General features: G+C 34.1%; 28 protein-coding genes. 20 read left to right on the top strand and 8 right to left on the bottom strand.

The features are described 5' to 3' along the window. Window positions 1-2: 2 nt before the first annotated feature. Both WHC90_RS01300 and WHC90_RS01295 read left to right on the top strand, forming a co-directional pair. The gene (locus tag WHC90_RS01300) at window positions 3-563 is read left to right on the top strand and encodes an RNA polymerase sigma factor (RefSeq protein ID WP_188598806.1); all 561 of its coding nucleotides are present in this window, start codon (window positions 3-5) and stop codon (window positions 561-563) included. Next, entirely contained in the window at window positions 560-892 is a 333-nt protein-coding gene (locus WHC90_RS01295) for a hypothetical protein (protein WP_188598807.1), read from the top strand. Before WHC90_RS01300 ends, WHC90_RS01295 begins: the two co-directional genes overlap by 4 nt. A gap of 78 nt (window positions 893-970) precedes the next feature. Here WHC90_RS01295 and WHC90_RS01290 read toward each other — a convergent pair whose 3' ends face one another. The 4 genes from WHC90_RS01290 to WHC90_RS01275 form a co-directional block, all read right to left on the bottom strand. Beyond that, window positions 971-3760, bottom strand: a complete 2790-nt coding sequence (locus WHC90_RS01290; protein ID WP_188598808.1) for an alpha/beta hydrolase family protein — start codon at window positions 3758-3760, stop codon at window positions 971-973. 84 nt (window positions 3761-3844) lie between these two features. Continuing rightward, complete coding sequence (locus WHC90_RS01285) at window positions 3845-4744, bottom strand: EamA family transporter (protein WP_188598809.1); 900 nt, start codon at window positions 4742-4744, stop codon at window positions 3845-3847. A 39-nt stretch (window positions 4745-4783) separates the two neighbouring features. After that, window positions 4784-6340: a DEAD/DEAH box helicase gene (locus WHC90_RS01280; RefSeq protein WP_188598810.1), complete on the bottom strand. Its 1557-nt coding sequence runs from the start codon at window positions 6338-6340 to the stop codon at window positions 4784-4786. A gap of 135 nt (window positions 6341-6475) precedes the next feature. Continuing rightward, window positions 6476-6928, bottom strand: coding sequence for a cold-shock protein (locus WHC90_RS01275; protein ID WP_188598811.1), 453 nt, complete (start codon window positions 6926-6928; stop codon window positions 6476-6478). Window positions 6929-7207: 279 nt separating this feature from the next. Between WHC90_RS01275 and WHC90_RS01270 the strand changes: the two genes are divergently transcribed. Then, the gene (locus WHC90_RS01270) at window positions 7208-7642 is read left to right on the top strand and encodes a hypothetical protein (RefSeq protein ID WP_188598812.1); all 435 of its coding nucleotides are present in this window, start codon (window positions 7208-7210) and stop codon (window positions 7640-7642) included. Between the two features lie 51 nt (window positions 7643-7693). On the opposite strand, the gene WHC90_RS01265 is transcribed toward WHC90_RS01270, so the two are convergent. From WHC90_RS01265 to WHC90_RS01255, 3 genes are read right to left on the bottom strand one after another with little or no spacing between them, the layout of a single operon-like run. After that, window positions 7694-8314: a trimeric intracellular cation channel family protein gene (locus WHC90_RS01265; protein WP_188598813.1), complete on the bottom strand. Its 621-nt coding sequence runs from the start codon at window positions 8312-8314 to the stop codon at window positions 7694-7696. 1 nt (window position 8315) lies between these two features. Beyond that, the gene (locus tag WHC90_RS01260; RefSeq protein WP_188598814.1) at window positions 8316-9434 is read right to left on the bottom strand and encodes a DEAD/DEAH box helicase; all 1119 of its coding nucleotides are present in this window, start codon (window positions 9432-9434) and stop codon (window positions 8316-8318) included. Between the two features lie 37 nt (window positions 9435-9471). Then, a complete protein-coding gene (locus WHC90_RS01255) occupies window positions 9472-9870 on the bottom strand; it encodes an acyl-CoA thioesterase (RefSeq protein ID WP_188598815.1) in 399 nt (132 codons plus the stop codon). 132 nt (window positions 9871-10002) lie between these two features. Between WHC90_RS01255 and WHC90_RS01250 the strand changes: the two genes are divergently transcribed. From WHC90_RS01250 to WHC90_RS01185, 14 genes are all read left to right on the top strand, one after another. Next, on the top strand, window positions 10003-11340 hold the full coding sequence (locus tag WHC90_RS01250; protein WP_188598816.1) for an MATE family efflux transporter: 1338 nt from the start codon (window positions 10003-10005) through the stop codon (window positions 11338-11340). Window positions 11341-11490: 150 nt separating this feature from the next. After that, the gene (locus tag WHC90_RS01245; protein ID WP_188598817.1) at window positions 11491-11904 is read left to right on the top strand and encodes a hypothetical protein; all 414 of its coding nucleotides are present in this window, start codon (window positions 11491-11493) and stop codon (window positions 11902-11904) included. Between the two features lie 211 nt (window positions 11905-12115). Continuing rightward, window positions 12116-13237, top strand: coding sequence for an SIR2 family protein (locus WHC90_RS01240; RefSeq protein WP_188598818.1), 1122 nt, complete (start codon window positions 12116-12118; stop codon window positions 13235-13237). A 3-nt stretch (window positions 13238-13240) separates the two neighbouring features. Beyond that, window positions 13241-15103, top strand: a complete 1863-nt coding sequence (locus WHC90_RS01235) for an ATP-binding protein (protein WP_188598819.1) — start codon at window positions 13241-13243, stop codon at window positions 15101-15103. A gap of 165 nt (window positions 15104-15268) precedes the next feature. Then, complete coding sequence (locus tag WHC90_RS01230) at window positions 15269-15949, top strand: hypothetical protein (protein ID WP_188598820.1); 681 nt, start codon at window positions 15269-15271, stop codon at window positions 15947-15949. Between the two features lie 341 nt (window positions 15950-16290). Further along, the gene (locus WHC90_RS01225; RefSeq protein WP_188598821.1) at window positions 16291-16827 is read left to right on the top strand and encodes a helix-turn-helix domain-containing protein; all 537 of its coding nucleotides are present in this window, start codon (window positions 16291-16293) and stop codon (window positions 16825-16827) included. 133 nt (window positions 16828-16960) lie between these two features. After that, on the top strand, window positions 16961-18301 hold the full coding sequence (locus WHC90_RS01220; RefSeq protein WP_188598822.1) for a serine hydrolase domain-containing protein: 1341 nt from the start codon (window positions 16961-16963) through the stop codon (window positions 18299-18301). Between the two features lie 61 nt (window positions 18302-18362). Next, a complete protein-coding gene (locus tag WHC90_RS01215) occupies window positions 18363-19262 on the top strand; it encodes a PD40 domain-containing protein (protein WP_188598823.1) in 900 nt (299 codons plus the stop codon). Window positions 19263-19508: 246 nt separating this feature from the next. Further along, the gene (locus WHC90_RS01210; protein ID WP_229664927.1) at window positions 19509-19934 is read left to right on the top strand and encodes a hypothetical protein; all 426 of its coding nucleotides are present in this window, start codon (window positions 19509-19511) and stop codon (window positions 19932-19934) included. A gap of 239 nt (window positions 19935-20173) precedes the next feature. Then, entirely contained in the window at window positions 20174-20764 is a 591-nt protein-coding gene (locus WHC90_RS01205) for a S1 family peptidase (RefSeq protein ID WP_229664928.1), read from the top strand. Continuing rightward, the gene (locus tag WHC90_RS01200) at window positions 20764-21186 is read left to right on the top strand and encodes a hypothetical protein (protein ID WP_188598826.1); all 423 of its coding nucleotides are present in this window, start codon (window positions 20764-20766) and stop codon (window positions 21184-21186) included. Before WHC90_RS01205 ends, WHC90_RS01200 begins: the two co-directional genes overlap by 1 nt. 102 nt (window positions 21187-21288) lie before the next feature. Next, window positions 21289-21870 (top strand): response regulator, encoded by a 582-nt coding sequence (locus WHC90_RS01195; RefSeq protein ID WP_188598827.1) that lies wholly within the window; start codon window positions 21289-21291, stop codon window positions 21868-21870. Next, complete coding sequence (locus WHC90_RS01190) at window positions 21861-22898, top strand: sensor histidine kinase (protein WP_188598828.1); 1038 nt, start codon at window positions 21861-21863, stop codon at window positions 22896-22898. The genes WHC90_RS01195 and WHC90_RS01190 overlap by 10 nt, the downstream gene beginning before the upstream one ends. A 153-nt stretch (window positions 22899-23051) precedes the next feature. Continuing rightward, window positions 23052-23228 (top strand): hypothetical protein, encoded by a 177-nt coding sequence (locus WHC90_RS01185; protein ID WP_188598829.1) that lies wholly within the window; start codon window positions 23052-23054, stop codon window positions 23226-23228. Between the two features lie 6 nt (window positions 23229-23234). Here the strand turns inward: WHC90_RS01185 and WHC90_RS01180 are convergent, their stop codons facing one another. After that, window positions 23235-23906, bottom strand: coding sequence for a DUF2461 domain-containing protein (locus WHC90_RS01180; protein ID WP_188598830.1), 672 nt, complete (start codon window positions 23904-23906; stop codon window positions 23235-23237). 68 nt (window positions 23907-23974) lie between these two features. Between WHC90_RS01180 and WHC90_RS01175 the strand changes: the two genes are divergently transcribed. Genes WHC90_RS01175 through WHC90_RS01165 form a run of 3 tightly spaced genes read left to right on the top strand, consistent with a single transcriptional unit; the run spans window position 23975 to window position 26255 of the window. Beyond that, window positions 23975-24787: a DUF1853 family protein gene (locus WHC90_RS01175; RefSeq protein ID WP_188598831.1), complete on the top strand. Its 813-nt coding sequence runs from the start codon at window positions 23975-23977 to the stop codon at window positions 24785-24787. A gap of 48 nt (window positions 24788-24835) precedes the next feature. Beyond that, window positions 24836-25465 carry a TMEM175 family protein gene (locus tag WHC90_RS01170; RefSeq protein WP_188598832.1) on the top strand — a complete coding sequence of 210 codons (630 nt, stop codon included), beginning with the start codon at window positions 24836-24838 and terminating at the stop codon, window positions 25463-25465. Continuing rightward, on the top strand, window positions 25458-26255 hold the full coding sequence (locus WHC90_RS01165; RefSeq protein ID WP_188598833.1) for a LytTR family DNA-binding domain-containing protein: 798 nt from the start codon (window positions 25458-25460) through the stop codon (window positions 26253-26255). The genes WHC90_RS01170 and WHC90_RS01165 overlap by 8 nt, the downstream gene beginning before the upstream one ends. The last annotated feature ends 84 nt before the right edge of the window (window positions 26256-26339 follow it).

Genomic DNA, 26339 nt, shown 5'->3' with positions numbered 1-26339 from the left:
TGATGGATGACATCTACATACAAAAAGTACTAGATGGCAACCAAGATGCTTTTCGTTTTCTCATAAAGAAATACAAAGACCTCTCTTATTCTTATGCAATTTCGGTTGTAAAAGATGAGTATCTTGCGCAAGAAGTTTTGCAGGTTTCATTTATTAGAGCCTACACCAAACTATCTACTTTTAAAGGAAACTCAAAGTTTAGTACTTGGCTGTATCGCATTGTGGTTAACGAAGCTTTTAAGATTTTAAACAAGCGTAAAAAAGAAATCTTAATCAACCAAGAAGACCCTATTAATCCTCAATTGTCTACAGATGTTATGAACTCAAAATCAGAGGTTGATTATCAAAGATTTTATATCAATGAAGGTTTAAAAAGATTAGGGCCTAAAGAAAGTTTAGCACTCAGGCTGTTCTATTTAGAAGAGCAAAACATTCAAGAAATCGTCGAAATTACTGGTTGGAACAAAACCAACATCAAAGTATTACTGCATCGGGGAAGAAACAATTTAAAAAACATACTATCAGCCCATTTTACTTATAACCAACAAATAAGCCAACAATGAATATAGAAGAAAACCATCCAGACTTTGATAAGCTCATGGCTAAGAGCAAATTAGACCTGCCTTTTACCGATTTTGAAGATGTTGTTATGCAACAGATTGCAGAAAAAGCGATTCAAAAAAGCAGCACTTCTAAAGCCTTAAAACTTTCTCGATTTTTCTTTATCGTTGGATCTGTATTTGGGATTGCTATATCTATACTAATCTCGGAGCTTCAAGCACCACTCTTGGGTTTAAACTCGAATGTAATTGCATTGATTTTTCAAATAACATTTGCTACACTATTTTTTACGCAGATAGAGCACTATTTTACCTTTAAAAAACGACTCTAAATCAATTGTATAGCTATAGATTTTACCCATAAAAAAAGCCCCTGAAAACTCAAGGGCTTTTTATGCATATTTATTGGCTTAGTCTTTTATCAACTCATAGCCTTGATTGATTCCTTTTTCCATTGCAGGAACACCTCGTTCCATCCAAACAGGTTTTGGAGCATCTTTTAAATAATGGTCAAAAAATTGCGCCATTCTAATATTAAAATCTACTCTGTTTTGCATTTTTAATGGCCAATGACGAGCTCCATTATAGTTTAAAAGCCACGTTGGTTTTCCTAAACGTCTTAAAGCTGTAAAGTATTCAATCCCTTGATACCATGGCACATGCCCATCTTTATCATTGTGCATAATTAAGATTGGTGTATTTACTTTATCCATACTGTATATAGGTGAGTTTTCAATATAACGCATTGGATATTCCCACGGAGTCCCTCCTATTCTACTTTGAGTATGCTCATACTGAAATTGTCTACTTAAACCTGTATCCCATCTAATTCCTCCATAAGCAGAAATCATATTAACTACCGGTGCACCAGACTCTATGGCTGCAAAAATATCGGTTTTAGTTGCCAAATGAGCAACCTGATATCCACCCCAACTATGACCTTGTGCTCCAATTTTATCTTTATTAATAAAACCTTTGTCTATTAAAGAAGTTATTCCTGGGATTACTGCATTATAAGCAGATTCTCCTGGATAACCATCTCTATACACAATATCTGGATTAAAAATCACATAACCTCTACTTGCATAAAAGCTATAGTTAATACTTGATCTTCCTGGTGATGGCGCCTTGTGACTGTACAAGCCATCAGAGCTTCTTTCATAAAAATTAACCAGCATTGGATATTTTTTATTTGGATCAAAGTTTTCTGGTTTGATAAGCATTCCTGTTAGCGCTTTTCCTTCTAAAGAAGTCCAATATACCAACTCTGCTGTACCCCAGTTGTACTCTTTTTGCTGTGGGTTTGCATCGCTAATCACCAACTCTTTTTTAAAGCTTAGATCAGATACTCTTAAGTTAGGAAACTCTTCAAAGCTTTCTCTTGTGTATAAAACCGTTTTCCCTTTTTGTGCTTTAACAGGTCTAGAATATTTATAAGGCCCTGTTAAGAGTTGTTTTCCGCTCTTCTTTTTGGGGTTTAAACTATAGTAACCACTGTGCTTGGTAACATCGTTAAAGGTAGTTAGCAACCAGTCTTGGTTTAAGTTTAGGTTGGTTTCTTCATTGTCTAAACGCACATATCTGTAAACCGTATTGTTTTCTCTACCACGTGTTAAACGCTCGCTAGCTCCGGTAGCTGGATTAAACTTCCAGATATCATAACGATCATATAAAATTAAGAACTCATCATTGGTTGTCCAACCTGCATTTCCGTAAGAACCTGCATAGTTTGGCGTGTCATTTAACTCGTTGTAAAAAATTCTTCCTTTTGTTAAATTTACTAGCTTTTTAGTAGCCAAATTAATTGTAAACCAAGTGCTGTCTACAGAGTTATATGCGTAAGCATATTTTACAGTAGGGCTCAGTCTTAAAAAATCAATAGATTTTGTTAGCAAGGCCGTTCTTTGTCCTGTTGCTGTATTTAAAATTGCATAATCATTGGCACGTTTTCCAGTCCACTGACTTTCTAATTGATACGGAATTGGATTGGCCACCAAGGCAACAGTAGAGTTTCCTTTATCACCTACTTGAGCAGTTGGATATGATTCATCAGCAATTTGCACCAATTTGTTATTCTGGTTTAAATGAACCACTGTCTGAAAAGATTTTCTTTGATCAGCATTTACCTGCTTCTCTTGAACAGTGTACAAGTTTGGCTCATTGTAGGTCCATACTTCTACATTAACAATCTCTTCTGGCAATAAGGTAGTATCTTTTACAATCGGAGGCTTAGACAGCCCAAAATACATTTTAGTCTCATCATCAGAAAAGCTAACACGTCCATATGGAGAAACTAAATATCCTTTTGGAGCAGTACTTTGATCAGCAACTTTTTGAGCCTTGTTTTGCCCTTCTTTCCAAACATACAAACTATTTGGTCTTACAAGCGCTTTGGTGGTATCTACATCAACCACAAAACCGATGTTTTTACCAGTTTTACTCATGCTTAATTGATTGTACTTAGTCTTAGCATGTGAGGTAAACACTTGAGTTGATTTATTTTTTGCAACATCTAAAAGGTAAACACCTGCATTATCATCCTTATCATCACCTGTAGTGGTGTACAATAGTTTTTCTCCTTCAGCTGCAAAAGAATAGGTGGTTACAAACTTAATGGTATCGCGTTTTTTGGTCTTGGTATTCATCAACACCAAATGACTTCCATTGCTTTTACCTACTTTTTTTCCTTTCTTCTTTTTGTTAGAAACAACTGCATCTTCTAAAAGATAAGCAATGTATCCAGACCATTTTCCTGGTACTTTATAAGATTGAACATTGGCAATTTTCTCTAAGTTTGATTTTTTTAGATCGTAAATAGCCAAGGTATCATTAGGCATTTTGTCTTTTTTTACCTTTCTACGCTTCATTTCTGTAATGCTGTCTTTCCAGGCTGTAATCTTAAAAACTACTGCAGAAGCATCATCTGTAAAACGAGCATTCTCTGCACGATCATAAGAAAAAACGAGTTTTCCTTTTTTGGTTTTAATTTTAACGAAGTTGTCTTTTTCTCCGCGTTCTAAGGTGTAAAGAATATGATCACCTGTATTAGAAACAGATTTTGATTTGATAGTGTTCCAAATTTCATAATCTGGATGGTCTAAGACTTTCTTTTGCGCTTGGGCATTAAAGCCAATAGCAAAAAGACTTACAAAAACAAAAAATTGCTTGTAAGCAGGTCTAAATAATTTGTGCTTTGTCATTGTTGTTTGGTTTGAAATTGCCCTAAAATTAATCAAAAAATAAGAGGCATACAACTGCAAACAAACAAGCTATAGGTGTTGAGCCTATTTAAGGTTCTTTTTAGAGTTGATAAAGTAAACACCCGTAAGTAAAATAGCAGCAGCTACAATAGATTGCAGCGTTAATTGCTCGTCTAAAACATACCAACCCAAGAGCATGGCTATCACCGGATTTACAAAAGAAGACGTTGCTACTTTTTCTGTAGAAACAATTTTAAGTAAGTAATTAAAGGCAGTAAAGGCTACTATGCTTCCAAAGATGATCAATAAAAACATAGACAGCTGTACTTTGCCACTCAAGGCAAATGGAGAGATCCACTCCTCTCCTAGTATCAGGCTAAAAATCAACAGAAAAATACCTCCAGCGATCATCTGATACCCAGCATTGACAAAAAAGTTTTTGTGCAAATCTGCATTGACCACAAACAAGCTTCCTGCGCTCCAACTAACCACGCAGCTAAAAATCATAACGATCCCCATAAGGCTATCTTCTCCAGTGGTAATCTGGTGCTGACTAACCAATAAGTAAATACCGATGATGCCCAAACAAACACCAATCATGGACATTTTCTGAATCTTCTTTTTATAAAATAAGCGCATTAGGAGCAAAACAATGAGTGGCTGAGTAGAAGCCTCTAAGGCAGCAAAACCACTGTCTACATATTTTAAAGCCCATACAAAAACACCGTTTCCGTAGGTTAAAAATAAAAAACCAGCAATACATGCATTTAACAATTGCTTTTTGCTAATGGCGAGTGAAAGTTTAAGGATTTTGGCGATGCTAAAGATTATCAGCCCAGCAATGATAAATCGAGTAGACGATAAAATCATGGGTGAAATCTCAGAAACAGCTATTTTATTAAGTAAATAGGTGGATCCCCAGATTACATAAATAGAAAAAAAAGACAGTACAATTAGTAGGGTGTTTTTGCGATTTACGTCCATAATAAACTAGCTCATTTACGAAGCCACAAACATACTCTTTTATTCTGCAGGTCTGCCGTGAATTTCTTCAAACATGGTATCAAAATTATCGCGTAAATACAAACGAAGTTTTACTCGATAATCATTTTTTAGCCAGTCCATAAAATTGTGGGTGCTCTTGCTAATACACTTGGTATAACGTTGCAGACGAAAATCAATATCATCTCCTAATTGTTTAGCCAAATCTAAAGCATCGTATACATCTTCACTGTTTTCTATACAGATGGTTGCATGCTGATGAATAGATCGCTCTAAAACAACCTTGGTGGTCTCTCTACTTTGAATAGCGTCAATATAGGTTTGTTTGATATCAAAACTTACATCTTTTGAGTTTGCAAATTGAGCTCTTAAGGCCTCTGGCATTTCATAGCCAAAGTTGTCTTCTAAATCTTCATCATTAAGCAATTTCTCTAAATAGAAATTTGGAGCTCTAAAAATTTGCTGCCAATCTAAATCTGCTCCCCAAGGACCAAAACGGTGAAAGTTATTTCCTAAATCAATGACGTTAAAGCTTGATTTATTCTTTAAAATTCGAGACCCTCTACCAATCATCTGGTAGTACAAGGTTAAAGATTTGGTGGCTCTGTTTAAGATAATGGTATCTACTGTAGGCTCATCAAAACCAGTGGTTAAGATACTTACAGAAGTTAAGATAGCATGTGGTGTTTCTTTAAACCATTTTAAGATAAGGGCTCTGTCTTTTTTGCTTGCCGTATTGTCTAAGTGAGCAATCGGATAACCAGCAGCTTTAAAAGTTTCATAGACGTGAATAGACGTATTGATCCCGTTGTTAAAGATTAGGGTTTTCTTTCCTTTAGAACGCTCTTCATAAGCCTGTAACAGCTTGCTTAGCATCTGAGCATTGGTGTATAAATCTTCAGAAGATTTAACGGTGTAATCACCATTAGACCCAACAACCAAAGATGTTAATCCAACATTGTATGAATAGGTTTTAGCGCGGGCCAAAAACTCATTTTCTATTAAAGACTCAATGGTTTCTCCAACAATTAACTCATTGTAATTGTCTTTCATTGGTAATTTAATATTAGAGCTCAATGGTGTAGCGGTTACTCCTAGAATAAACGATTTTTCAAAAAACTTAAACAACTTGGTAAAAGAATTGTAGTGCGCCTCATCAATAATCACCAAACCAATATCAGAGATGTCTAATTTGTCATCGTTTAGACGGTTGTTAAGCGTCTCTACCATGGCTACAAAACAATTGTACTCACTTTGATCATCTAAGTTGGCAGTACTGTCTACTACTTTGTTGCTAACCCCAAACTCTGTTAACATACCAGAGGTTTGTTTACACAACTCTACACGGTGCGTCATCACCAACACCTGTTTCTTATGGTGTTTTAAATACTGTCTAACAATTTCAGAAAAGATAACAGTTTTTCCACCACCTGTTGGCAGTTGATACAGCAAATGGTAATCTTCTGGAGCCTCTTCAAATAGTTTAAAAATTTGATCGATGGCACCTTTTTGATAACTGTATAGATCCTTACCTACTTTTCTATCTTCTAATTCTGTTAGCTCAATAGTGTCTGACATAGAGTATTAAATGGTTTTGGGTTTTTGCAAAAGTACGTTGTTTTTAGGGTTTTCAACGAATAAACCGCAAGTTGTTTTAAAAAAAAATGCGATTGAGTGAACTCAATCGCATACTATCTTTATAAAAAAAAGGAGTTAAATTTTCTTCACTTTTACAGCGTTCATTCCTCTCATTCCTTTTTCTAGTTCAAAGCTAACTTTGTCATTTTCAACAATTTCATCAATCAAACCACTTACGTGTGTAAAGTATTTTTCTTGGGTGTCATTATCTATGATAAATCCAAATCCTTTAGAAGAATCAAAGAATGAAACTTTACCATTTCTAATAGGATCAACTTCATCTTCTGCAGATCTTCTTGGAATTCCTATTTCTATACTCTCTACATCAATCTCTACTCTGTTGCTTGGATCCGGAGGCGTATCAGTTGCAAAACCATACTCATCAACATAAGCAATCATGCTGTCTAATCCACTACCTTCGCCAGAATTTGCTTTTCTAGCTTCTTTTTTTTGTGCTTTTTCTTTACGCTTTTGTAAACGCTTCTTTTCTCTTTCTTTTTTTCCAAAAGTCTCTTGAGAGCCTGCCATTTTTATAGTACTTTTTAATTTTTAATTCAGTTAAGATTGTCATTGTTTAGGAATAAACAAAATTGGGTAACAGAACAATAGAATTGACGTACTTAAATTTATTTAGCTGAGCAATGACTCGATTAAAAACTTTATAACACACAGTTTATAAAGTGTCTTGTATCGGTTACAAAGGTAGTTTTTCTATTCTAATTGTTATAATTTATTGAAAAAGTATTTTAATTTGCTGATATCCAGTTAAATTCATAACTTGTTTTTGCTAATCAACAAAAAAATCAGATGAATTCTACTACAAAAAAACCAACTACAGCATTTTGGGTAATCGGCGTTATTGCCCTGGTGTGGAACTTAATAGGCGTTATGGCCTATATTGCACAGGCCTATATTACTGATGAAGCCTTGGCTATTTTGCCAGAAGCAGAACAAGCTTTGTATAGAGATATACCCGCTTGGGCAACAGCAGCTTTTGCTATTGGTGTCTTTGCAGGAGCCTTGGGATGTATTGTCTTATTGATGAAGAAAAAGTTAGCCACAAGCATCTTTACAGTTTCTCTTTTGGGCATACTGGTACAAATGTACTACAACCTGTTTCAGAGCAATGCTATGGACGTTTACGGCCCAGGAGGTATGGTGATGCCAATCTTAATATTGGTCATTGCAATCTTTCTTGTTTGGTATTCAAAAGACCTTGGTAAAAGAGGGGTTCTTTCTTAGCCTACACGAAAATAAAAAATAGAAAAGCAGCACTAATGGTGTTGCTTTTTTTTATCGCCCAAAAATATCGTCCTTAATTTTTGGCAACTGCAAGTGAAACTTTACGGCCAGCATACGAATGCTAATCACTGTAAAAATAGTAGAGATAAACTGTATCGTTTCTGACAACTGTAAGTAGTAGGTTAACAAATAGACAGCTCCACCCGCCAAACAAGCAGAAGCATAAATTTCTTTCTTAAAAATTAAGGGAACCTCATTGGTTAGTACATCACGAGTAACACCGCCCATTACAGAAGATACCATCCCCATAACAACGGCAATAAATGGATGCAAATCATAGGCCAAACCCTTTTGTACACCCAACATGGTAAAAACTCCGATACCGATGGTATCAAACAAAAACATGGTTTTGCTTAAGGGTGCAATTTTACTTTTAAATAAAAAGGTAAACACCACGGCTGCCATAATGGTCCAGATATAGTTTAGATCACCTATCCAGTTAATCGGATGCGCATTAATCAGTACATCGCGAAGCATCCCTCCTCCTACTGCAGTAGCAAAAGCAATGATGATTACTCCAAACAAATCAAACTCCTTTTTAGAGGCCACCAATGCACCACTAATGGCAAAGGCAAAAGTTCCAATAATGTCTAAGGCGTAAATTAGGCTCATGCTAAAAACTAATCTCGGTAAACTTGATGCCTAAATCTTTTTGAATCTTGTGAATATGCTCTAACTCATAAGGCAAAATAAATACCAAAGAGAACCCTGTTTTACCAGCTCTAGCAGTACGTCCACTACGGTGTGTATAGTACTCTAATTGCTCTGGTAATTGATGGTGTAATACAAAAGCTAGGTTGTTAACATCAATCCCTCTAGCAGAAACATCAGTAGATATTAAACATTGAATGTTTCCGTTTTTAAAAGCTCTCATGGCCTTATCACGTTCTTTTTGTTGCATATCACCCTCAAGTGCAGCAACAGAAAAACCTTCTTCTATTAATTCTTGGGTTAATTTTTGAGTCCCCGCTTTGGTTCTACAAAAAATGATCCCACGATCATTAGGTCTCTTTTCTAAAAACTGTACAATCAAATCTTTCTTTTCTTTGATCGTGGTTTTTAAATATTGATGCGTAATGTTTTCATTGACCAAGCTCTCTGGGTTCACAGAAACTCGAACAGCACTTGGAGACATGTATTTTTTGATGATTTTCTGAATCTCCTCTGGCATGGTTGCAGAAAACAACCAAGTAGAGCTCTTACCATCTGTATATTTTAGAATTCTGTTTAGATCTTGTTTAAAACCCATGCTTAGCATCTCATCTGCTTCATCTAAGACCACAGTCTTTACCTCTTTTAGGTTGATCTCTCCGCGCTCCATAAGATCGATCAAACGACCAGGAGTAGCTACAATAACGTGGGTAGTTCTTTTTAAATTGGCAATTTGCTTGTCAATTTTTTCACCACCGTACACCGCCTCTACAAAAATCTTTTCTTCTTTGTATTTGGTAAATTTAAACAGCTGTTTTTTTATTTGCTGAACCAACTCTCTTGTTGGCGATAAGATTAAAGCCTGAACACTGCCTAAATTTGGGTCGATATGATGTAAAATAGGCAAACCAAAAGCAGCCGTCTTACCAGTTCCTGTTTGAGCCAAACCAACAAAATCTGTAGGTTCTTTAAGCAAAACCGGAAGTGCTTTTTCTTGTATATCGGTAGGGTTCTTAATCTTTAACTCATCAAGAGCTTTGATAAAATCTTTGGCTATTCCAAGCTGATTAAATGTAGACATAGGGTATCTTTTTAAGGCTACAAAGGTACATATATTTCTACGCTTGTAGTACTTTTAAAATCTTTTCTGTAATTCTGGCAGGCTTTAATGTATCTGCGTGTAACATGCACCAAACAGTTTTTGCTTTTACTAGCAAAACACCGTCTTTTAAAATCTCTATATGACGTACAGATGTGACTCCTGTAGTGGCTCCTACCCAAGTTTTAAAAGTGAGCAGATCACCTAACAAGGCCTGACCTTTATAATCAATTTCATGTCGGGTAACCACCCAAACAAAATTAAGATCTGGATTGTTTTTTGTTAAATCGCTCCAGTGTTTGGTAGAAATATCTTGAATCCACTGTACATAGACCACGTTGTTGACGTGATTTAGCGTATCAATTTCATCAGCAGTTACTATATGAGAGTAAGTAAATATATTTTTGGGGGTATCCATATAATCATTTAAGCTACAAAATTACAAAAACCTTAAAAAAAACACCTTTTTTAAATCCTAAAAAATCTTTAACATTTTTTTCAGAAACTTCACAAAGAAAGGATGCATCTTTGTAGGTAGTAAAAGCACTTCATGAACAAGATCGCCAACGAACTCGGTACCGAAAAGATTAGTAAACTATTACTCAAGCAAGCCATCCCGGCTTCTATCGGAATTTTGGTGATGTCTTTAAACATGATCGTTGACACCATTTTTGTGGGTCAATGGATTGGAGTAATGGCCATTGCTGCCGTTACTGTGGTGCTGCCAATTGCCTTTTTAATTTCGTCTATCGGAATGGGAATCGGAATTGGAGGTAGCTCTATCATCTCAAGAGCTTTGGGTGCCGACAAAACAGAAAAAGCCTTCTTGGTATTTGGCAATCAGATTACGCTAACTGTAGCGCTGTCTGTTACCTTTGTTATCCTCGGTGTGTTTTTTGGGCAACCTATTTTGCAATTGTTTGGCGCAAACGGAGACATTATGACTCCTGCAGCAGACTATTTTTATGTAATTATTTGGGGAGTGCCTTTTTTGGCCTTTGCCATGATGGGCAATCCGGTTATTAGAGCGGTGGGCAAGCCCAATTACGCCATGATGACCATGATTTATCCTGCCTTTGCCAATATAATTTTAGACGTTGTTTTTATCAAATTTTTAAATCTAGGCATGTATGGTGCAGGTTTGGCAACCACCATCTCTTATGCAGTAAGTGGACTTTTTGTACTCTGGTTTTTCTTATCAAAAAGATCCGATCTAAAAATCATGCCCAAATACTTTAAAATTAAGTTGAGCATCCTTAAAGAAATTATTGCTTTGGGTGGTGTGACCATTGTAAGACAAGGAACCATTAGTATTTTGGTTATCATCTTAAATTTTACGCTATTTAAATACGGTGGCGAAGTTTCTATTGCCGTTTACGGAATCATCAATCGGGTGATGATGTTTTCACTGTTCCCTGTATTGGGAGTTACCCAAGGATTTTTGCCTATTGCTGGCTATAATTATGGAGCCAATAACACAGAGCGCGTATACCAAACCATTAAAACGGCCGTACTCTTTGGAACCGTCATTGCCACGGTAATTTTTATTGGCATTATGCTGTTTCCTACCCAAATTGCAGCCATTTTTACCAAAGACACTGAGCTTTTAGCAATTACTCCTGATGCCCTTGTCATTGCCTTTTTGGCCACACCCGTGATTACTGCACAGCTAATAGGATCAGCCTATTTTCAGGCGATTGGCAAGGCCTTGCCTGCCCTACTCTTAACCCTGCTTAAACAGGGCTTCTTTTTAATTCCTTTGGTCTTTATCTTGCCTTGTTTTTACGGCGTTACTGGCGTTTGGATGGCCTTCCCTATTGCCGATGTCTTGTCTACAGCCATTACCGTAATTTACCTACGACGCAATTTGGCGAAGAATCGCGATTAACACCCACTACTTTTTTATTTCCACAACTCTGTTGATACCCTTTAGAACACTTTTTTTTAAAAGTAGTTGCAAATACGTCAATTTTAGTATCTTAGTTTTTTAAATAATGGGCAACTAGACATTGCTAAAAATTGCAAAAAAGAAAAAGAAATGAAACGAATACACACACTACTCTTAGGGCTTACAGTCCTACTTGCCTCTTGCACAGAAAAACCACTAGAAGACCCTCAACTGTCTAAAGTTCTTGAAGAATTAAAAGTAGCAGGTCAATTTGAGCAGGTACGTTATGAGTTTCCTGGGACTAGCAGTAAAAAAATACAGCAGCAAAAATTGCTTAAAGTCATCTTTACAAATACTAGCCAAGAAGATTTTGATGAAGAAAAATTTGGACAAAAAGCTGCCCAAAAAATTTACCAACTAAACTCAGACACCAAGAAGCTAGAAACCATTTGGATTGCACTAAGTGGCAGCAAAAAAAGCAAGCGTATTACTGTAGGAGATACCCCTGTAGATGTAAAGCTCTCTGGACGAAATTTAATGTATCAGACGGCTAGTTTTAAATAAAATTAGCAGGTTTCCTCTTACTCTACCTTGAAAATTGTTGATAAATATTAGCTTACTTACGGTTTTCCTGCACTTTTAAATTGCTCGTTTTTAGTATCTTGGCTTTTGCAACTGAACAAAGGCTTTGATAAAAGGAATTTTATTGGGGTTGTAAGGAGTTGGCGTGTATGCGAAAAAAGACAACATTGAACAATAAACAACCAAGTAAATAATGGATATAGAAAAATACAAAAACACAATCCAAGACTGTAATCTGAATTTCCTTGTTGGTTCAGGTCTTTCTGTTCCCTACTTTTCTACACTCGGAAATATTGAAGTTTTATTAACTGAACTTGATAAAAATACGACTCTCACACCAAATGAAAAAACGATTATTAGAGCTTCAATTTTAGGAAAGTACTTCAAAACTGTAATCAGCAAAAACCCACAGATTATTGACGAAACTATTCCTGATGTTAGTAGAGATGAGGTTTTAGTTAACTATAAAAATTTCTTGGTCTACTTAAACACAATTGTTCTAAAAAGAAAAAGTACCATCCTTAACAAACAAGTAAATTTATTCACGACAAACATTGATATATTTTTTGAAAAGGCATTAGAAAACAATCAATTAGAATATAACGATGGTTTTTATGGACGATTTAAGCCAACTTTCAATCTAACTAATTTTAAGAATTCTTTATTTAAAAAAAGTCTTCATTACGATAACACTTCAGAAATTCCCGTTTTCAATTTATTAAAAGTTCATGGTTCCCTGACTTGGGAATCAGATAAAGATAAAATAGTTTATTCAGGTTTGCGAGCAATTGATGATGTCCAAGTTAAATTTAATGCTGTTGAATCAGATTTGATTGATTTTACTAAATCAGCAACTATCGACTCTCATTTTACAACAGAAGTTAAGAGCAAAACTATTTCATCAAACTATTCCGAATTCTTAGAGGAGTATAAAAAATTCGCTGTCGTAAACCCTACAAAAGAAAAGTTTCAAGACACAATTTTGAACTTACAATATTATGAGCTTTTAAGATTGTTTTCGAACGAATTGGAAAAAGAGAATACTATTCTCATAGTATTTGGATTTTCAATGGCAGATGAGCATATAAGAGAAATCGTTACAAGAGCTGCAAATTCAAATCCGACTTTGACAATTAAAGTATTTGCATACGACAATAGTGCAAAACTTGAAATAGAAGCAAACCTTAAAAAAGGAAGTGCTGCAATTCGTTACAATAATATTGAAGTCATAGAAATTGAGGATACCACTAAAAAGTTCGATTTTAAAACTTTCAATGATGAGTTTCTGAAAGCAATCCTAGACAAAATTGATTAAAATATGTCAAATGAAAGTATAGTCGAAGATTCAATCTTTAGGATTGGCAAAGTAACTTCCGTTGATGGTAGAACTATTAAGGTCTCTGTAGACAAAGCGAAGAATTCTTCCCATTTAATATATAAGGGTGATTTAATTAAAAATGTATCCGTTGGCAGCTACATCAAAATAATTAAAGGATTCACAATAATTATTGGCAAAGTTGAGGGAGAATTTACGTATGAAGACAAAATTATTTCTTCAAAAGAATATAGTAGCGATAAGGAGAAAATAAATAGAACCCTAAGTGTCAGTTTACTAGGTTTTTTCAACAAGAAGGAATTTGAACGAGGAATTAAGGAAATGCCATTAGTGGATAGTGAATGTTACCTATTAAACAGAATAGAATTTAATCAAGTTCATGACTTTATTAGAAAAACTGATGAACCACTAGTTATTGGTACTCTGACCTTAGAAAAGGGTCAAAAAATAACGGTTGGTATTGATAGCTTATTTGCTAGTCACATAGGAATATTTGGAAATACAGGAAGTGGGAAGTCATATACTTTAGCAAAACTCTATTTTGAGCTTTTTAAAATCTACAAGAACAATGAGAAATTCAAGCAGAAATCAAATTTCTTTTTGTTAGATTTTAATGGGGAATATGTTACCGAGTCAGAAAATGTTATAATCCCGAAAGATTATAAAAATATTTATAGGTTGACCACAAAAAATAATGATGGTCAAAAGTATCCTATTTCAAAGGAAACACTTTATGACCATTCATTTTGGGCAATCGTACTTGAAGCGACAGAGAAAACTCAAACACCATTTTTAAGACGTGCAATTGGAAATAAATCACTTGCTGAAAAAATTAAAACGAATGATAGTCTAAAAGAACTAATTAAAAACACCTTTTGGCTTGGGATTGCAAAGAATGATGGTGAATTAGGTCAAAAAGTATTAATAGAGTTTTTATCTGAACTTTATTATTCATTAGGCCATTCAAATTTACTTAACATTAGAGATGCTATTAGAGAAAGAATTACATTCTATGCAAAAGATAATAAAAGAGAGTTTGTATACATAGACACAAAAGGTGAATGGTATTGGGATAACAATATGAAAACCAAAATTTTAGAACACTTTGAAGAATTAGAATTGCCAGATATAGAAATTAATGATTTAGATGTTCTTAAACTTCAAATCATATTTCAATACTATGATGAAATTATTAAGGGGTTTGCTAACATCGAGCATTTGGCACCTTTAATAAAACGATTGGGAAAAAACTTTAGTGACATTAGAAAGGTCATCGAAGCGAAAGAAGATGTATCAACTTCTAAAAACTTTACAATAGTATCTCTCAAGGAAGTCAATATTCACATGCGTAAGATTTTACCATTGTTACTATGCAAACAACTTTATGAAAAACAGAAGACTAAAAATGACGAGACCTCTCATTTAAATATAATTATTGACGAAGCGCACAATATTCTTTCTAGGGATTCCAACAGAGAGAGCGAACAATGGAAAGATTATAGACTTGAAACTTTTGAAGAAATAATAAAAGAAGGTCGAAAATTTGGTGTTTTTCTAACATTGGCTAGTCAAAGACCTTCAGACATATCTTCAACTATAATATCACAATTACACAATTATTTCCTGCATAGATTAATAAACAACAATGATATTATTGCTGTAGAAAAAACCATCTCATATCTTGACAAACTATCTTTTGAGTATTTACCAATACTACCTACTGGCACATGTATTTTAGCAGGACTTTCAGCCCAAGTACCTGTGGTTATTGATATTGGAGCGATTGACGAAGAGTTCGAACCAAACAACAAAACTAGAAGCTTGATTGAGAATTGGAAAGAATAAAGCACGACACACCAACACCGTATAAAATTAATTGCTAGTGCTGGTTTACTTATGAAAATCCCTGCCTGCCGCAGGCAAGCTCACGGACTTTCTATCTGTGATTTATTTGCTAAATTAGGTGCTTAACCACGCCACTACTCATAGCCAGACCGTCAAGCAACATTAATGAAAAACAGCAGTATTTACATAGTAAGTTTAGTATTATTACTGAATGTATTTTCTTGCAAAAAAGATACTAAACTGAAAAAAAACGAGCCAAAAACTGAAACAAAAGAAACTATTGTAAAAATTAAGAAAAATAAAATTTCGACAATAGAAAGAGATTCGACTTTGGAACTTCAAAAAGTAGATTTACTTTACACATATTCTGACAAACAAATTGACACGTTATTAGGATTTTGTAATTGCGAAAAGAACGTTAAACAAAACACCTTAAAAATTCAAATCAGAACTGAATTTCCTTCATTGAGTGAACTTAAAAAAGGAAATAGAAGTGCAACTGAATTTCAAATGGGAATAGAAAGACAATATAGATTTCTGACTTTTTATTTGAGAGATTCTATTGTGGAAAAAACAAATATTTTTAAAGCATCAACAGAATCACAGTTTGAAAATAAAAAAATAGATTCAAGTTCAATTAAAAATTATGAAATTAAAATTAGCAGATTTGACTATAAAATTGCTCAAAATGTTTGGGGAAGTTATGAATTAGAATTGCCAAATCCTTTTGGTTTTATTGAAAATGATTTTAAAATAAAAGGAACATTCCATTGTAATAATTGGAAAATTGTAGACTATGAAGAATTGCCAGATTGGACTATAAAAGGAAATAATTATATTGAATAAAAAACGTTGCCTAACACCGAGTACCTTGCCTGCGGATTTCCTGCCGAAGTGCAGGCAGGCAGGTAATTCATTACTAGTACTCACCTACTTACAAAACCCCTGCCTGCGCCAGACAGGTTCGGTTGATGGATTTATGAATGGGCAAGTAATTTTGTAGCTGCTTAAATAAAAACCACCACCAACACCATCTAAAATGTACAGCTTCAGGTGAGATTTTAGGTCAAAATAAAAGGACTATTTAATTTGTATAATTTCATTAACTTGCCTGCGGAAGACAGGCACAAAACACCTTGTGCGCAAGTATCAAAATTTGTCACTACTATAATTAATCGCTTAAAATAATGTCTAAACTTACTGAATATAGAGAAAAACTAAATTATACTCAAAGTGAACTTTCTCAAAAATCAGGCATCTCTGTAAGAACTATACAACGAATAGAATCTGGAGCAAATCTTAAAGGGCATACACTTAAAGCCATTGCTTTGGCTTTACAAGTAGATCCTTCTGAATTGAATGAAAGTTCTAAAGGAAAAACCGAATACAACTACCCTCTTATCAAACTCATAAACCTAGCTTCTTTATTATTTCTTATCCCTTTTGCAAATATTTTTATTCCATTTTTAATCGTGCATTTTAAAAAGGAAAAAAACATCATTACCAAACAAATTGTTTCTATTCAGATTTTGTGGACAATCATTTCTGTTGCGCTATTTTTTACCGCCGAAATTTTAAAAAATGAACTGCTACTAAACGAACAACTACCCTTCTTTGTTTTATTTATTTGTATGCTTATCAATGGCTATATCATTCTTAGAAATGCTATGGAAATTGGCAAAAACAACCAACTCCGTATTAAGCTGAATTACAGCATTATATAAATTATGTCAGCAAATTGACGCTATATTGTCGTGCGTTATTTTCCATTTTTATTTTGACATTCTTAGATATTTGCACCCTGGTCTATACCATAGTCCATGTTACATTTATTTATTCTTAAATCAGTCAAAAAAAATGAGAACAACCTTTGCAGTATTAATTTCTATTCTAGTATTTTTTTCTTGTCAAGACAAAAATAAAAATGCATCATTATCCGCTAATAAACCAGCAAACATCCCTTTAAAAATAGACAGCCTCTTAATTAAGTATGAGCAAAACGGGGCGTTTATGGGAAGTGTAATCCTTAGTCAAAAAGGAAAAACAATCTATAAAAACACTGTTGGTTATAGTGATGTTGAAACAAAAAAGAAAGCGAGTACAAACACAAGGTACCGCATTGGTTCTGTTACTAAAACATTTACAGCTACCCTAGTCTTTAAGGCCATAGAAGAGCATAAACTAGGCCTTAACCAAACTATAGAAAGCTATTTTCCCAACATAAAAAATGCAGATAAGATTAGCATTGCTCATTTACTGCAACACAGAAGTGGTGTTCAAAGTTATACAAAAGACAAATGGTTTTTTGAGAACCGAACCCAATACATATCCTCAGAAGATATGCTAGCTAAAATTTCTACCTATCAAAGCGATTTTGATCCAAATACTCAAGCAGAATATAGCAATTCAAATTATTTTTTATTGGCCTTAATTCTTGAGAAAATTTACAACAGTTCTTATGACACCCTATTGCAAGAGAACATCTGTAAGCCACTTGGCTTAAATGATACCTATGTGGGGAAAGAAATTAATATCCAAGCCAATGAATCGTATTCATACAGCTATGATAAAAAATGGCTAAAGTTTCCTGAAACTCATTTGTCAAGTGCCAAAGGAACTGGATCAATAGTTTCTACACCAAAAGATTTGAATCGTTTTTTTGAAAATTTACTTACAGGTAAAATCCTATCAGAAAAAAACCTGCTGCTAATGAAGGATATAAAAGACAGGTTTGGAATGGGGCTTTTTAGGTACAAAATAAATGACAGACAGGGTTTTGGACATCGTGGACGTATCGATGAATTTAGAGCTACGTCAATTTATTTTGCCAAAGAAAATTTAACCTTTACCTTGGTTTCTAACGGCTCTAAAATGGACATCAATGAGCTGTATCAAGAAATTATCAAGGTCTATTTAAATGATGCACTTGTAGAAATATCAGAAAATGACCTTAAAAATTTTGTAGGCGTTTATGTTTCTCAAAGTGACCCTGACGATACCGTTGTTTTTATTCAAGACAAGAATGTTTTGGTCAACTTTATAAAGAATGAATTTAAAGCTCCACTAGTCTATAAAGGAAACAATAGGTTTGTTTTGGAACAAATGTATGCAGAATCCATATCATTTACTTTTTCTGCCGATGGCAAGCAAATGGTGTTTGAACAAAGTGGCGGCAAATGGGACTACATAAAAGAGTAACTCTGTGTAATTAACTACGGTATAAAAAAGCTTAATTAATTAAACACAAATAACTTAAACAATGAGGCCTATCAACTTTATAATTTTAATACTGGTAATTACACTAATTTTAAATGCTTGTAAGAATAAAAATCCTAAAACAAATTACAATGATTCATCAGCTATAGAAATCGCTTATTTTGGACAAAAACCACCAGGTTTAATTCCTGAAATTTTTGATGACAGCTTCTTATCAGAAAATAACTGGAAATTAAAAGGTGTCGCTCAAGATATGAAACAAGTTTACCTCTCATCCAATGATGACTCACCCTTTTTCCGTTCTGTTATTGTCTTCCAGCAAGACGAAAATCAATACAATGTTTGGAATAAGTATAAGTTTACCCCAGCAAGCAACGGAAATGATAGTATTTTTTATTGTAAAAATAAATACATAGAACGAACTGATGCTGGTTGGTCAGAAATAAAAAGTCTTGGTTCTATGTTTGAAAGAGAAGACTGGGGTATTATGAGCCTGTCTGTATCTAGTAAAGGAACTTATGTTTTTGACGATTATAAAAACAATGATGTTATCCGCATATCGACAATTAAGGATGGTAAACGTGAGAAGCCAAGACTGCTTGGCAAAGAGATTAACACAGGTAAATTTACATGTCATCCCTTCATTGCGCCAGATGATTCTTATTTAATATGGGAGAGTGAGCGAGAAGGTGGATACGGAGGAACAGATTTATATGTCAGTTTTAAGCAGCAAGATGGTTCTTGGGGAACCGCAATTAATATGGGAAATGATATAAATACGTCTATAGAAGATGGCAGCGCAAATGTAACACCCGATGGGAAATATTTATTTTTTACTAGGATAGAAGAAAAGGCAAAAGAAGATGGATCTAAATATTGGACTGAACAAAAACGCTATTGGGTATCTGCGCAGGTTATTGAGAACCTTAGAACTAAAGAATAAATCATACGTTTGGTAAAAGTATATAAAAATAATAATGCTTTAATGGGCAAAACAAAAAAAGTAAGTGATTGAAAATCCGCTACTAACTATAAACAATACTTTTTTCAACCATATAAAAGATGAACAACTATGATAATACCTAATATGAATAAGATTTCAATTTTTACGTTTCTTATTGGAACAATAATTTTTACCCAATCTTGTCAAAAAGGAAAAAGCAGCTTAACTGATTTGGAAAAAAAAACAATGATTGATTCAGCAAAAGTTACGGTTAATAAAGTCTTTGAAGCCTCTAACAATCTAAAATTTATAGAGGGATTAGCTTATTATTCTGGAGAATCTGACAGCTATTATACAAACAACGGCACCGTACTAAGTTTGGCTGATTTAAAAAAATCATATGATCAAATTGGTTCATCAGTTGAGATTTTAAAAAACACCATAGATACATGGAACCCAACCGTTTTATCTAAAAATACAGTTGCATTTACCTTAGCCATACATATAAAAATAAAACTTGTTGGAACTCCTGAGTACAATGGTCAGCTTGTTTGGTCTGGAATTGTTCAAAAAAGAAATGACAAATGGATGATTATTCAAAGTCACGAATCTTGGTTAAACTGTATTGAAGTAATCACTGCTTTAACAGCATCAGGCACTACTGAAAACTAAAGTTAGTACTTCTCCTCTTTCTATTTCCAGAACATTGTTGATAACATTTAGAACACTTACGGCTTAACCGTAATTTAAATAACTGAATTTTAGTACATTGGCATTTGAAACTTGTTATGAGCTGAGATGGAAGGAGTTTATGTGAGTTTATAAGGAGTTGTAAGCAATTAAATAAAACCATGAATATATTTACACAAATAGTCGTTGTCGTTGGAAAGATAACACCAAATGGAGTCAGCATGTTAGGCACTGGATTTATCATTTCAAATGATGGTAAAATTGCAACTACTAAACATGTTGTAGGTTCTGACCCTTCAAATTTAGTAATACTTGCTCCACACATTACGGATATTAATTCTTATCAAGACACATCCGATACACGGTGTACACCAGTTCAAACTACTGTTCTAGAAATGGACCCAATTAAGGATTTATGTGTTTTAAAAGCTGATATTACATTTTCAGGGACTCTACCGCAATTAGGCTCTTTTGATGAAGTGAATATTGGAGAAAAAGTTGGTATTTTTGGTTATCCTCATTGTGTTGCAGGAAGAAGAGTATTGACTTTTCAAGAAACGGAAATCGGAGCAAAAGTTTTGTTAGAATCTAACTCAATTAAATCAAAACATGCTGTAATAAATACACAGGCAAGACCTGGTCAGTCGGGCGGAATAATTTTCTCTCCTAAACTTGGAAAGGTAATTGGGATACTAGTTGGAGCGTATGCCCCAAATCAAGGAGGAGGAATTTCACTTGGCGGAATCAATCCACAAGAGCTACATCAAACAACTCATTGTATTTCTGCTGAATACATAAATGACATGATATAATGGAAGCTATTAAAGATATAAATTTAGAGGACTGGTTGTCTGAATTGAAGGTATACCAAAAAAACTCAATTGAACAATTAGTCAGTGAGTTTGGAGAAGAAGAAGCCATGGAAAAATGGCTATCCGCAAATGGACCGAAGGACAATGTGCCATTTGGTGGTATTCAAACTAATGACAGTAAACCATTTCTAGATAAATTTAAAGCTGAGTTTAAAAAATTTATTTGTAATCACCCTGACTATGAAGAAGAACATAATAAGCTAAATGTGGAGTCTCCTGTTACTAAGGCAATTTGGATTTCAATTATATCAGCTGCTTTGGGAGCAACTTTAGGTTTTGCAGCCACCTTATTAGCTCCGGTTGTAGCGATTATGCTTTCAATTGTTGGTAAGATGGGAATAAAAGCATATTGTGAAAATTAAATAAACTGTGCCCAACAACACCTATACACAATGCTCTTCGGGACACTGCGCGTAGCCAAACCGTTGTGGTTAATATTAACGAACCCTTGAAATTTAAGAAATATGATTGAATTTTTAAAAGAAAATTATGAATGGTTATTCGGAGGAATTGGAGTAACTACCTTGTTTTTAATTTTAGACAAAATTGTATTTAAAAGTAAAAAAAAATCTGAAAAAGGAGATAAAAACAAGAATAAAAATTCAATTACTATAACTAACAATATTGGAAAGCAAGAAACCGAAGAAAAGCCAAAAATTGAATCGAAAAAAGATAAATCTAACTTGCGAATTTTATTTATTGATGACCAACATACAAAGTTCAAAATGGTTTCAATCTTAAAAAAATCTGGTTGGAAAAACACAAATTCGGTAAAAGACATAACCGATTTAGATGATTATAAAGCGAAAGAAGCTGATATTATATTCGTTGATATTAATGGAGTTGGAAAAACACTTTTTAAAGATGAAGGATTAGGGTTAGCATCTGCTTTAAAGAAAAAATACCCTAAAAAGAAAATTGTAATTTATTCTGCAGAAACGAAAGGAGATAGATTTCACAAAGCATTAAGGGAAGTAGATGATTGTTTATCTAAAAATGCAGAACCTTATCAATTCATTAATTTAATTGAAACTTTATGTCAATAAATCATTTTTCTGTAATTGATAATGAAAATGAAGATGTTGCTTCAAATTTGAAGGAAAAGTGTCAGTCTTGCTATTCCCAAACTGAACATCAAGGTAGAATTATAGACTGTCCTTTGTATCATACAAAAAGGAGAAACGGTAAAATACATAATAGTAATGGAGTTACTTTTCTTTGCTGTGCAAAGACAAAAACAACTAAATTATTTAAAGAAAAATTAGATGCTTTAGCATATGCATATCACGATTTAAAAATACCAATAGAATCAATTAAAACCAATTTAAAAGTTAGTGAGCAAAAAAGAGTTAACCGATTGGTACATAATCTAACAACGATTAATGGAAAAACAATTCAAGAAGTTTATGATTTAGTACCTCAAGAAGTTCTTACTTCTGACTTTAATTCTCAAATACCTAAAATCACTGAAATTATCAAAGCCAACCCAAAAGATACAGCACTTATGTTCTTGAGATTAGCTAAACATAATATTCATATGAAGTCTGAATTTTCTATCTATAAAAAACTTGATAGAGCAAATCCTTCAATAGAAAAAAGAAATCATCCAATTCACAAAGTATTGATGAATGTTTTACATTCCTTTTTTGTTGATTTTTCAGATAAAGATGTTTACGTAAATGTCGGAGAGAGTAGAAGTTCTGTCCATTGCGATTATGAAACTTTACAAGTTGCACTTTATCATTTAATAGAAAATGCTTCAAAGTATGTCAAACCAAAATCGACTATAAATATCATTTTCAAAGAACAGGATAATAGGATAAATGTTCATTTTAAAATGACCAGCCTACATATTGAAGAAAAAGAATATTCTAAACTTTTTATAGAAGGCTTTTCTGGAAGTGAAGCTAAAAAAACTTATAAAGATGGAGAAGGAATTGGAATGTGGAGAATTAAGCAAATGCTGGAATTAAACGATTTCACGATAGAAGTTAGCCCAGGAAAAGAAATTGAGAATCTAAATGGGTTTAGATTTTCTGATAATGAATTTATAATTGGATTAAAAAAATACTAACCACAACACCCATTATAATTCATTGCAAGCACTCACCTACCTACAAAATCCCTACCTACGGCAGGCAAAGCTCACGGATGATTAAAATGAGTTTGTTTTTTTCTGTAACAAAAAACAGCAAAACCATACGAATAGCCTAAATATGATGTACTTATGAAAAAATCAAACAATTATTTGCTATTGTCTGCGCTTTTTATCCTGGGCTTTTTAGTTATCCAATACACAGACATCTATGGAGACGCTGTCTGGTTTAAGTGGTTTCTTATTATTGCTGGTGCAAGCTTTCTAATTGGGAGTGTTACAGAAAGAAAGAAGGAGCGTAAAAAATAAAGACCGCTACAACAAGGATTCTCCGTTTAGGTTGGTGGTTAAGACATCGCTAAACAAATCAAAAAAGGGACGCAAGGCTTTGTAACTATTGTCTAGCTCTTCTAAAAAGTTGGGTGCGAGGACTTCTGCATCGGTAAAATTACGCACGGCAATAAAGCCTTTTTTACGCAGCAAATCTACATCTGGGTGCTCTTTGTCAAAACCTCTGGGTGCAGATTTTAGCTCATGGCCTTCAAATTTTCCACCAAAGTATTTTGTAAAATCCTTGTCTGCTAGAATGGCTCTAAACTCTGAGGCATCTAGCTCTATTTCTTTGCGGATGCGTTGCAAATCTTCTTTGTTAGGCTCCCAAAAACCACCTGCTAAAAAACTTTCTCCCGGTCTGATTCTCAAATAGTAGCCACCGCGCAACTGCTTGCCCAAACGAGAAAATGAACCTGCAAAATGCGGTTGGTATGGGGTTTTGTCTTTAGAAAAACGCACATCTCTGTAAATTCTAAACAGCTTAAACTTATCTATCTCATCGTGCTTTTCTAAAGAGGCTCTAATGGCTCCATAAAAGGCTTTCGCGTGGTCTTGGTGTTCTTTAAACAGCTCTTTGCGCTCTGTAAACCACTCGCGTTGGTTGTTTTGTTTAAGTTCTGATAAAAAATGAAAGGCGTCTTTATTAAATTGCATGCTGGTAGTGTTAAAAAAAATGAAGTTACAAAAGATATTCCAAATACTGTTGTACTTTAGAGACCCAAATGAGCAGATTGAGCAAACAAATTCAGCTACGCTACGAGGGCTTTTTACAAACACCCAGTTTGTGGACCAAAGAGGCCTTGTACACCCTTGATCCTTTTGAGATAAACCCAGCATCTAGCATTTTTAACCTGCCTTTGGATGAAAAACTTAGGCTGGGCAAGTATGTAGAGCGCTTTGTATCTTTTCAGTTACAGCAAGAGGCATCCATTAACATCATTGCAGAAAATATTCAGATTCAAAAAGATAAAATTACCCTAGGCGAGGTTGATTGCCTACTCTATAAAGAAGAACAGCCCATACATTTAGAAGTGGTGTACAAGTTCTATTTGTATGATCCAAATGTTGGCAGTACAGAAATCGATCATTTTATCGGCCCTAACAGAAAAGATTCACTACTAGAAAAACTAAATAAGCTTAAAGACAAACAGCTTCCTTTGGTGTTTAAAGAAGAGGCTAAATCTTATTTAGACAGGTATAAAATGGATGCTAGCAAACTAAAGCAGCAGGTCTATTTTAAGGCACAGCTGTTTGTGCCCTATGCTGCACAAGAAATCCGCCTAGATCGCTTAAATGAGTCCTGTATTACAGGTTTTTACCTAAACCCAACAGAACTACAACTCTTTACAGATTGCAAATTTTACCTTCCAGAAAAAAAAGACTGGTTGCTGGCTCCTAGCACACAGGTAGCTTGGCTTAGCTTTCCAGATTTTCATCAAAAAATGACTGTTTTTTTGGCTGATAAAATTTCAAAACTCTGTTGGCTTAAAAAACCCAATGGGACCATCCATAAAATCTTTGTAGTTTGGTGGTAGATTTTAAAACGAATTAAATAAATTTGACAACAAGCCAAAAAATAAACTATGGAAAAAGAAACTTTTGATAAAGGAAGAGTCATTAGCTTTAGCGATGCCGTCTTTTCTATTGCAATGACCTTATTGGTCTTAGAAGTGGTGATTCCTAGTTATAACGAGTTAAAAACCAGCAATACTTGGCTGATTTTACAAAATAGAATCCCTAGTTTTATTGGATTGATCGTTAGTTTTATGGTAACGGCTGTGTATTGGATTGCTCATATGAGAGTCATGAAACACGTGTCTACCGTAAACAGCACTTTGCTTTGGCTAAACATCTTTCTCTTGTTTTTTATCGTGCTACTCCCCTTTTCTACAGCATTTTATGTAAAGGGGTTTGATTATATCGCTCCCTTTGCCTTTTACTGTTTTAACCTTGCTGCCATTGGATTGTTTAATTTTTTAATGAATACCTATGTTATAAAAAAAGAAAAAGGACTCACTGGCATTACACCCGTTTTAGGTAGCTATTTAAAAGCGCGTTCCTTTAATGCCTTTATTGTTTGGGCATTGGCAGGTATCCTAGCTTTTGTATTTCCTTTTACAGCACGATTTTTATTTATCTTATTGTTTGTATTTGAGTTCTTCATTAACAAATATTTCAAGAAAAAACTAAAAAAAGAAGCCACCATTGAATAAAGACTATCCTTTTGATCCGTCCGTAAAAAACCATCTTTTGATTGCCCTTGGTTTGGCAATTTGGATTTTTATTTTCCTGTATTTTACAGAACCTTTTGACGTTAATGAACTAATGACCAATGAAAAGCTCCTGTATTTATCTGGTTATGGACTCTTAGGAGGCATTTTATACAGTATTTCATTACCGTTTCAGTATTGGATGTATAAAAAAAATAAAGGCGTCTGGACGATCGGGCTAGAGTTATTGTTCTTTGCGGTCTTTATACTTATTACCATTGTATTGGTTCGTTTGTTTTATTTGCAGTTTGTTGTTAATTGGCATCCCAATGCCCATGATTTATCTTATCATATTACATCTATCATCATCCCTGCGCTCTCTACCATTTTACCCATTCTTGTGGTCGGTAGATTTGCTTTTGGTAAATACCATAGCAAAAAACGAAACCAACAAAAAATTGACATCAAAGGCGAAGGGAATTATGAAGGACTTCGTTTGTTTTTAAATGAGGTTGTTTGCATTCAATCTTCAGACAATTATATCGAGGTGTTTTACCTTTCTGGAAATGAAATTAAAAAAAGCTTGATTAGAAATAAACTGTCTGTTATTGCAGATGAGTTTCCAGAATTGTTAAGAACCCATCGCTCCTTTTTAATCAATCCATTTCATTTTGTGCAATGGAAAACAGAAAACAGCAAACTTTTTACCCTGTTAACTCACCACATAGAGGTGCCAGTTTCTAGAACCTATCAAACTGCGGTAAAAGAGCTTCTGAATTCTACCACAAGCTAGGGTTATTTCGCCCCAAAGCCCCATTAATATTGAATAGTATTGTTTTTTGCTTCTACATTTGTCTCATCAAATTAATCATTTAAA

Source organism: Polaribacter pacificus, assembly GCF_038024035.1.
GTDB classification, from domain to species: domain Bacteria; phylum Bacteroidota; class Bacteroidia; order Flavobacteriales; family Flavobacteriaceae; genus Polaribacter; species Polaribacter pacificus.
The sequence above is the reverse complement of the archived record's forward strand: the minus strand, read 5'-3'. Positions and strand labels throughout refer to the sequence as shown.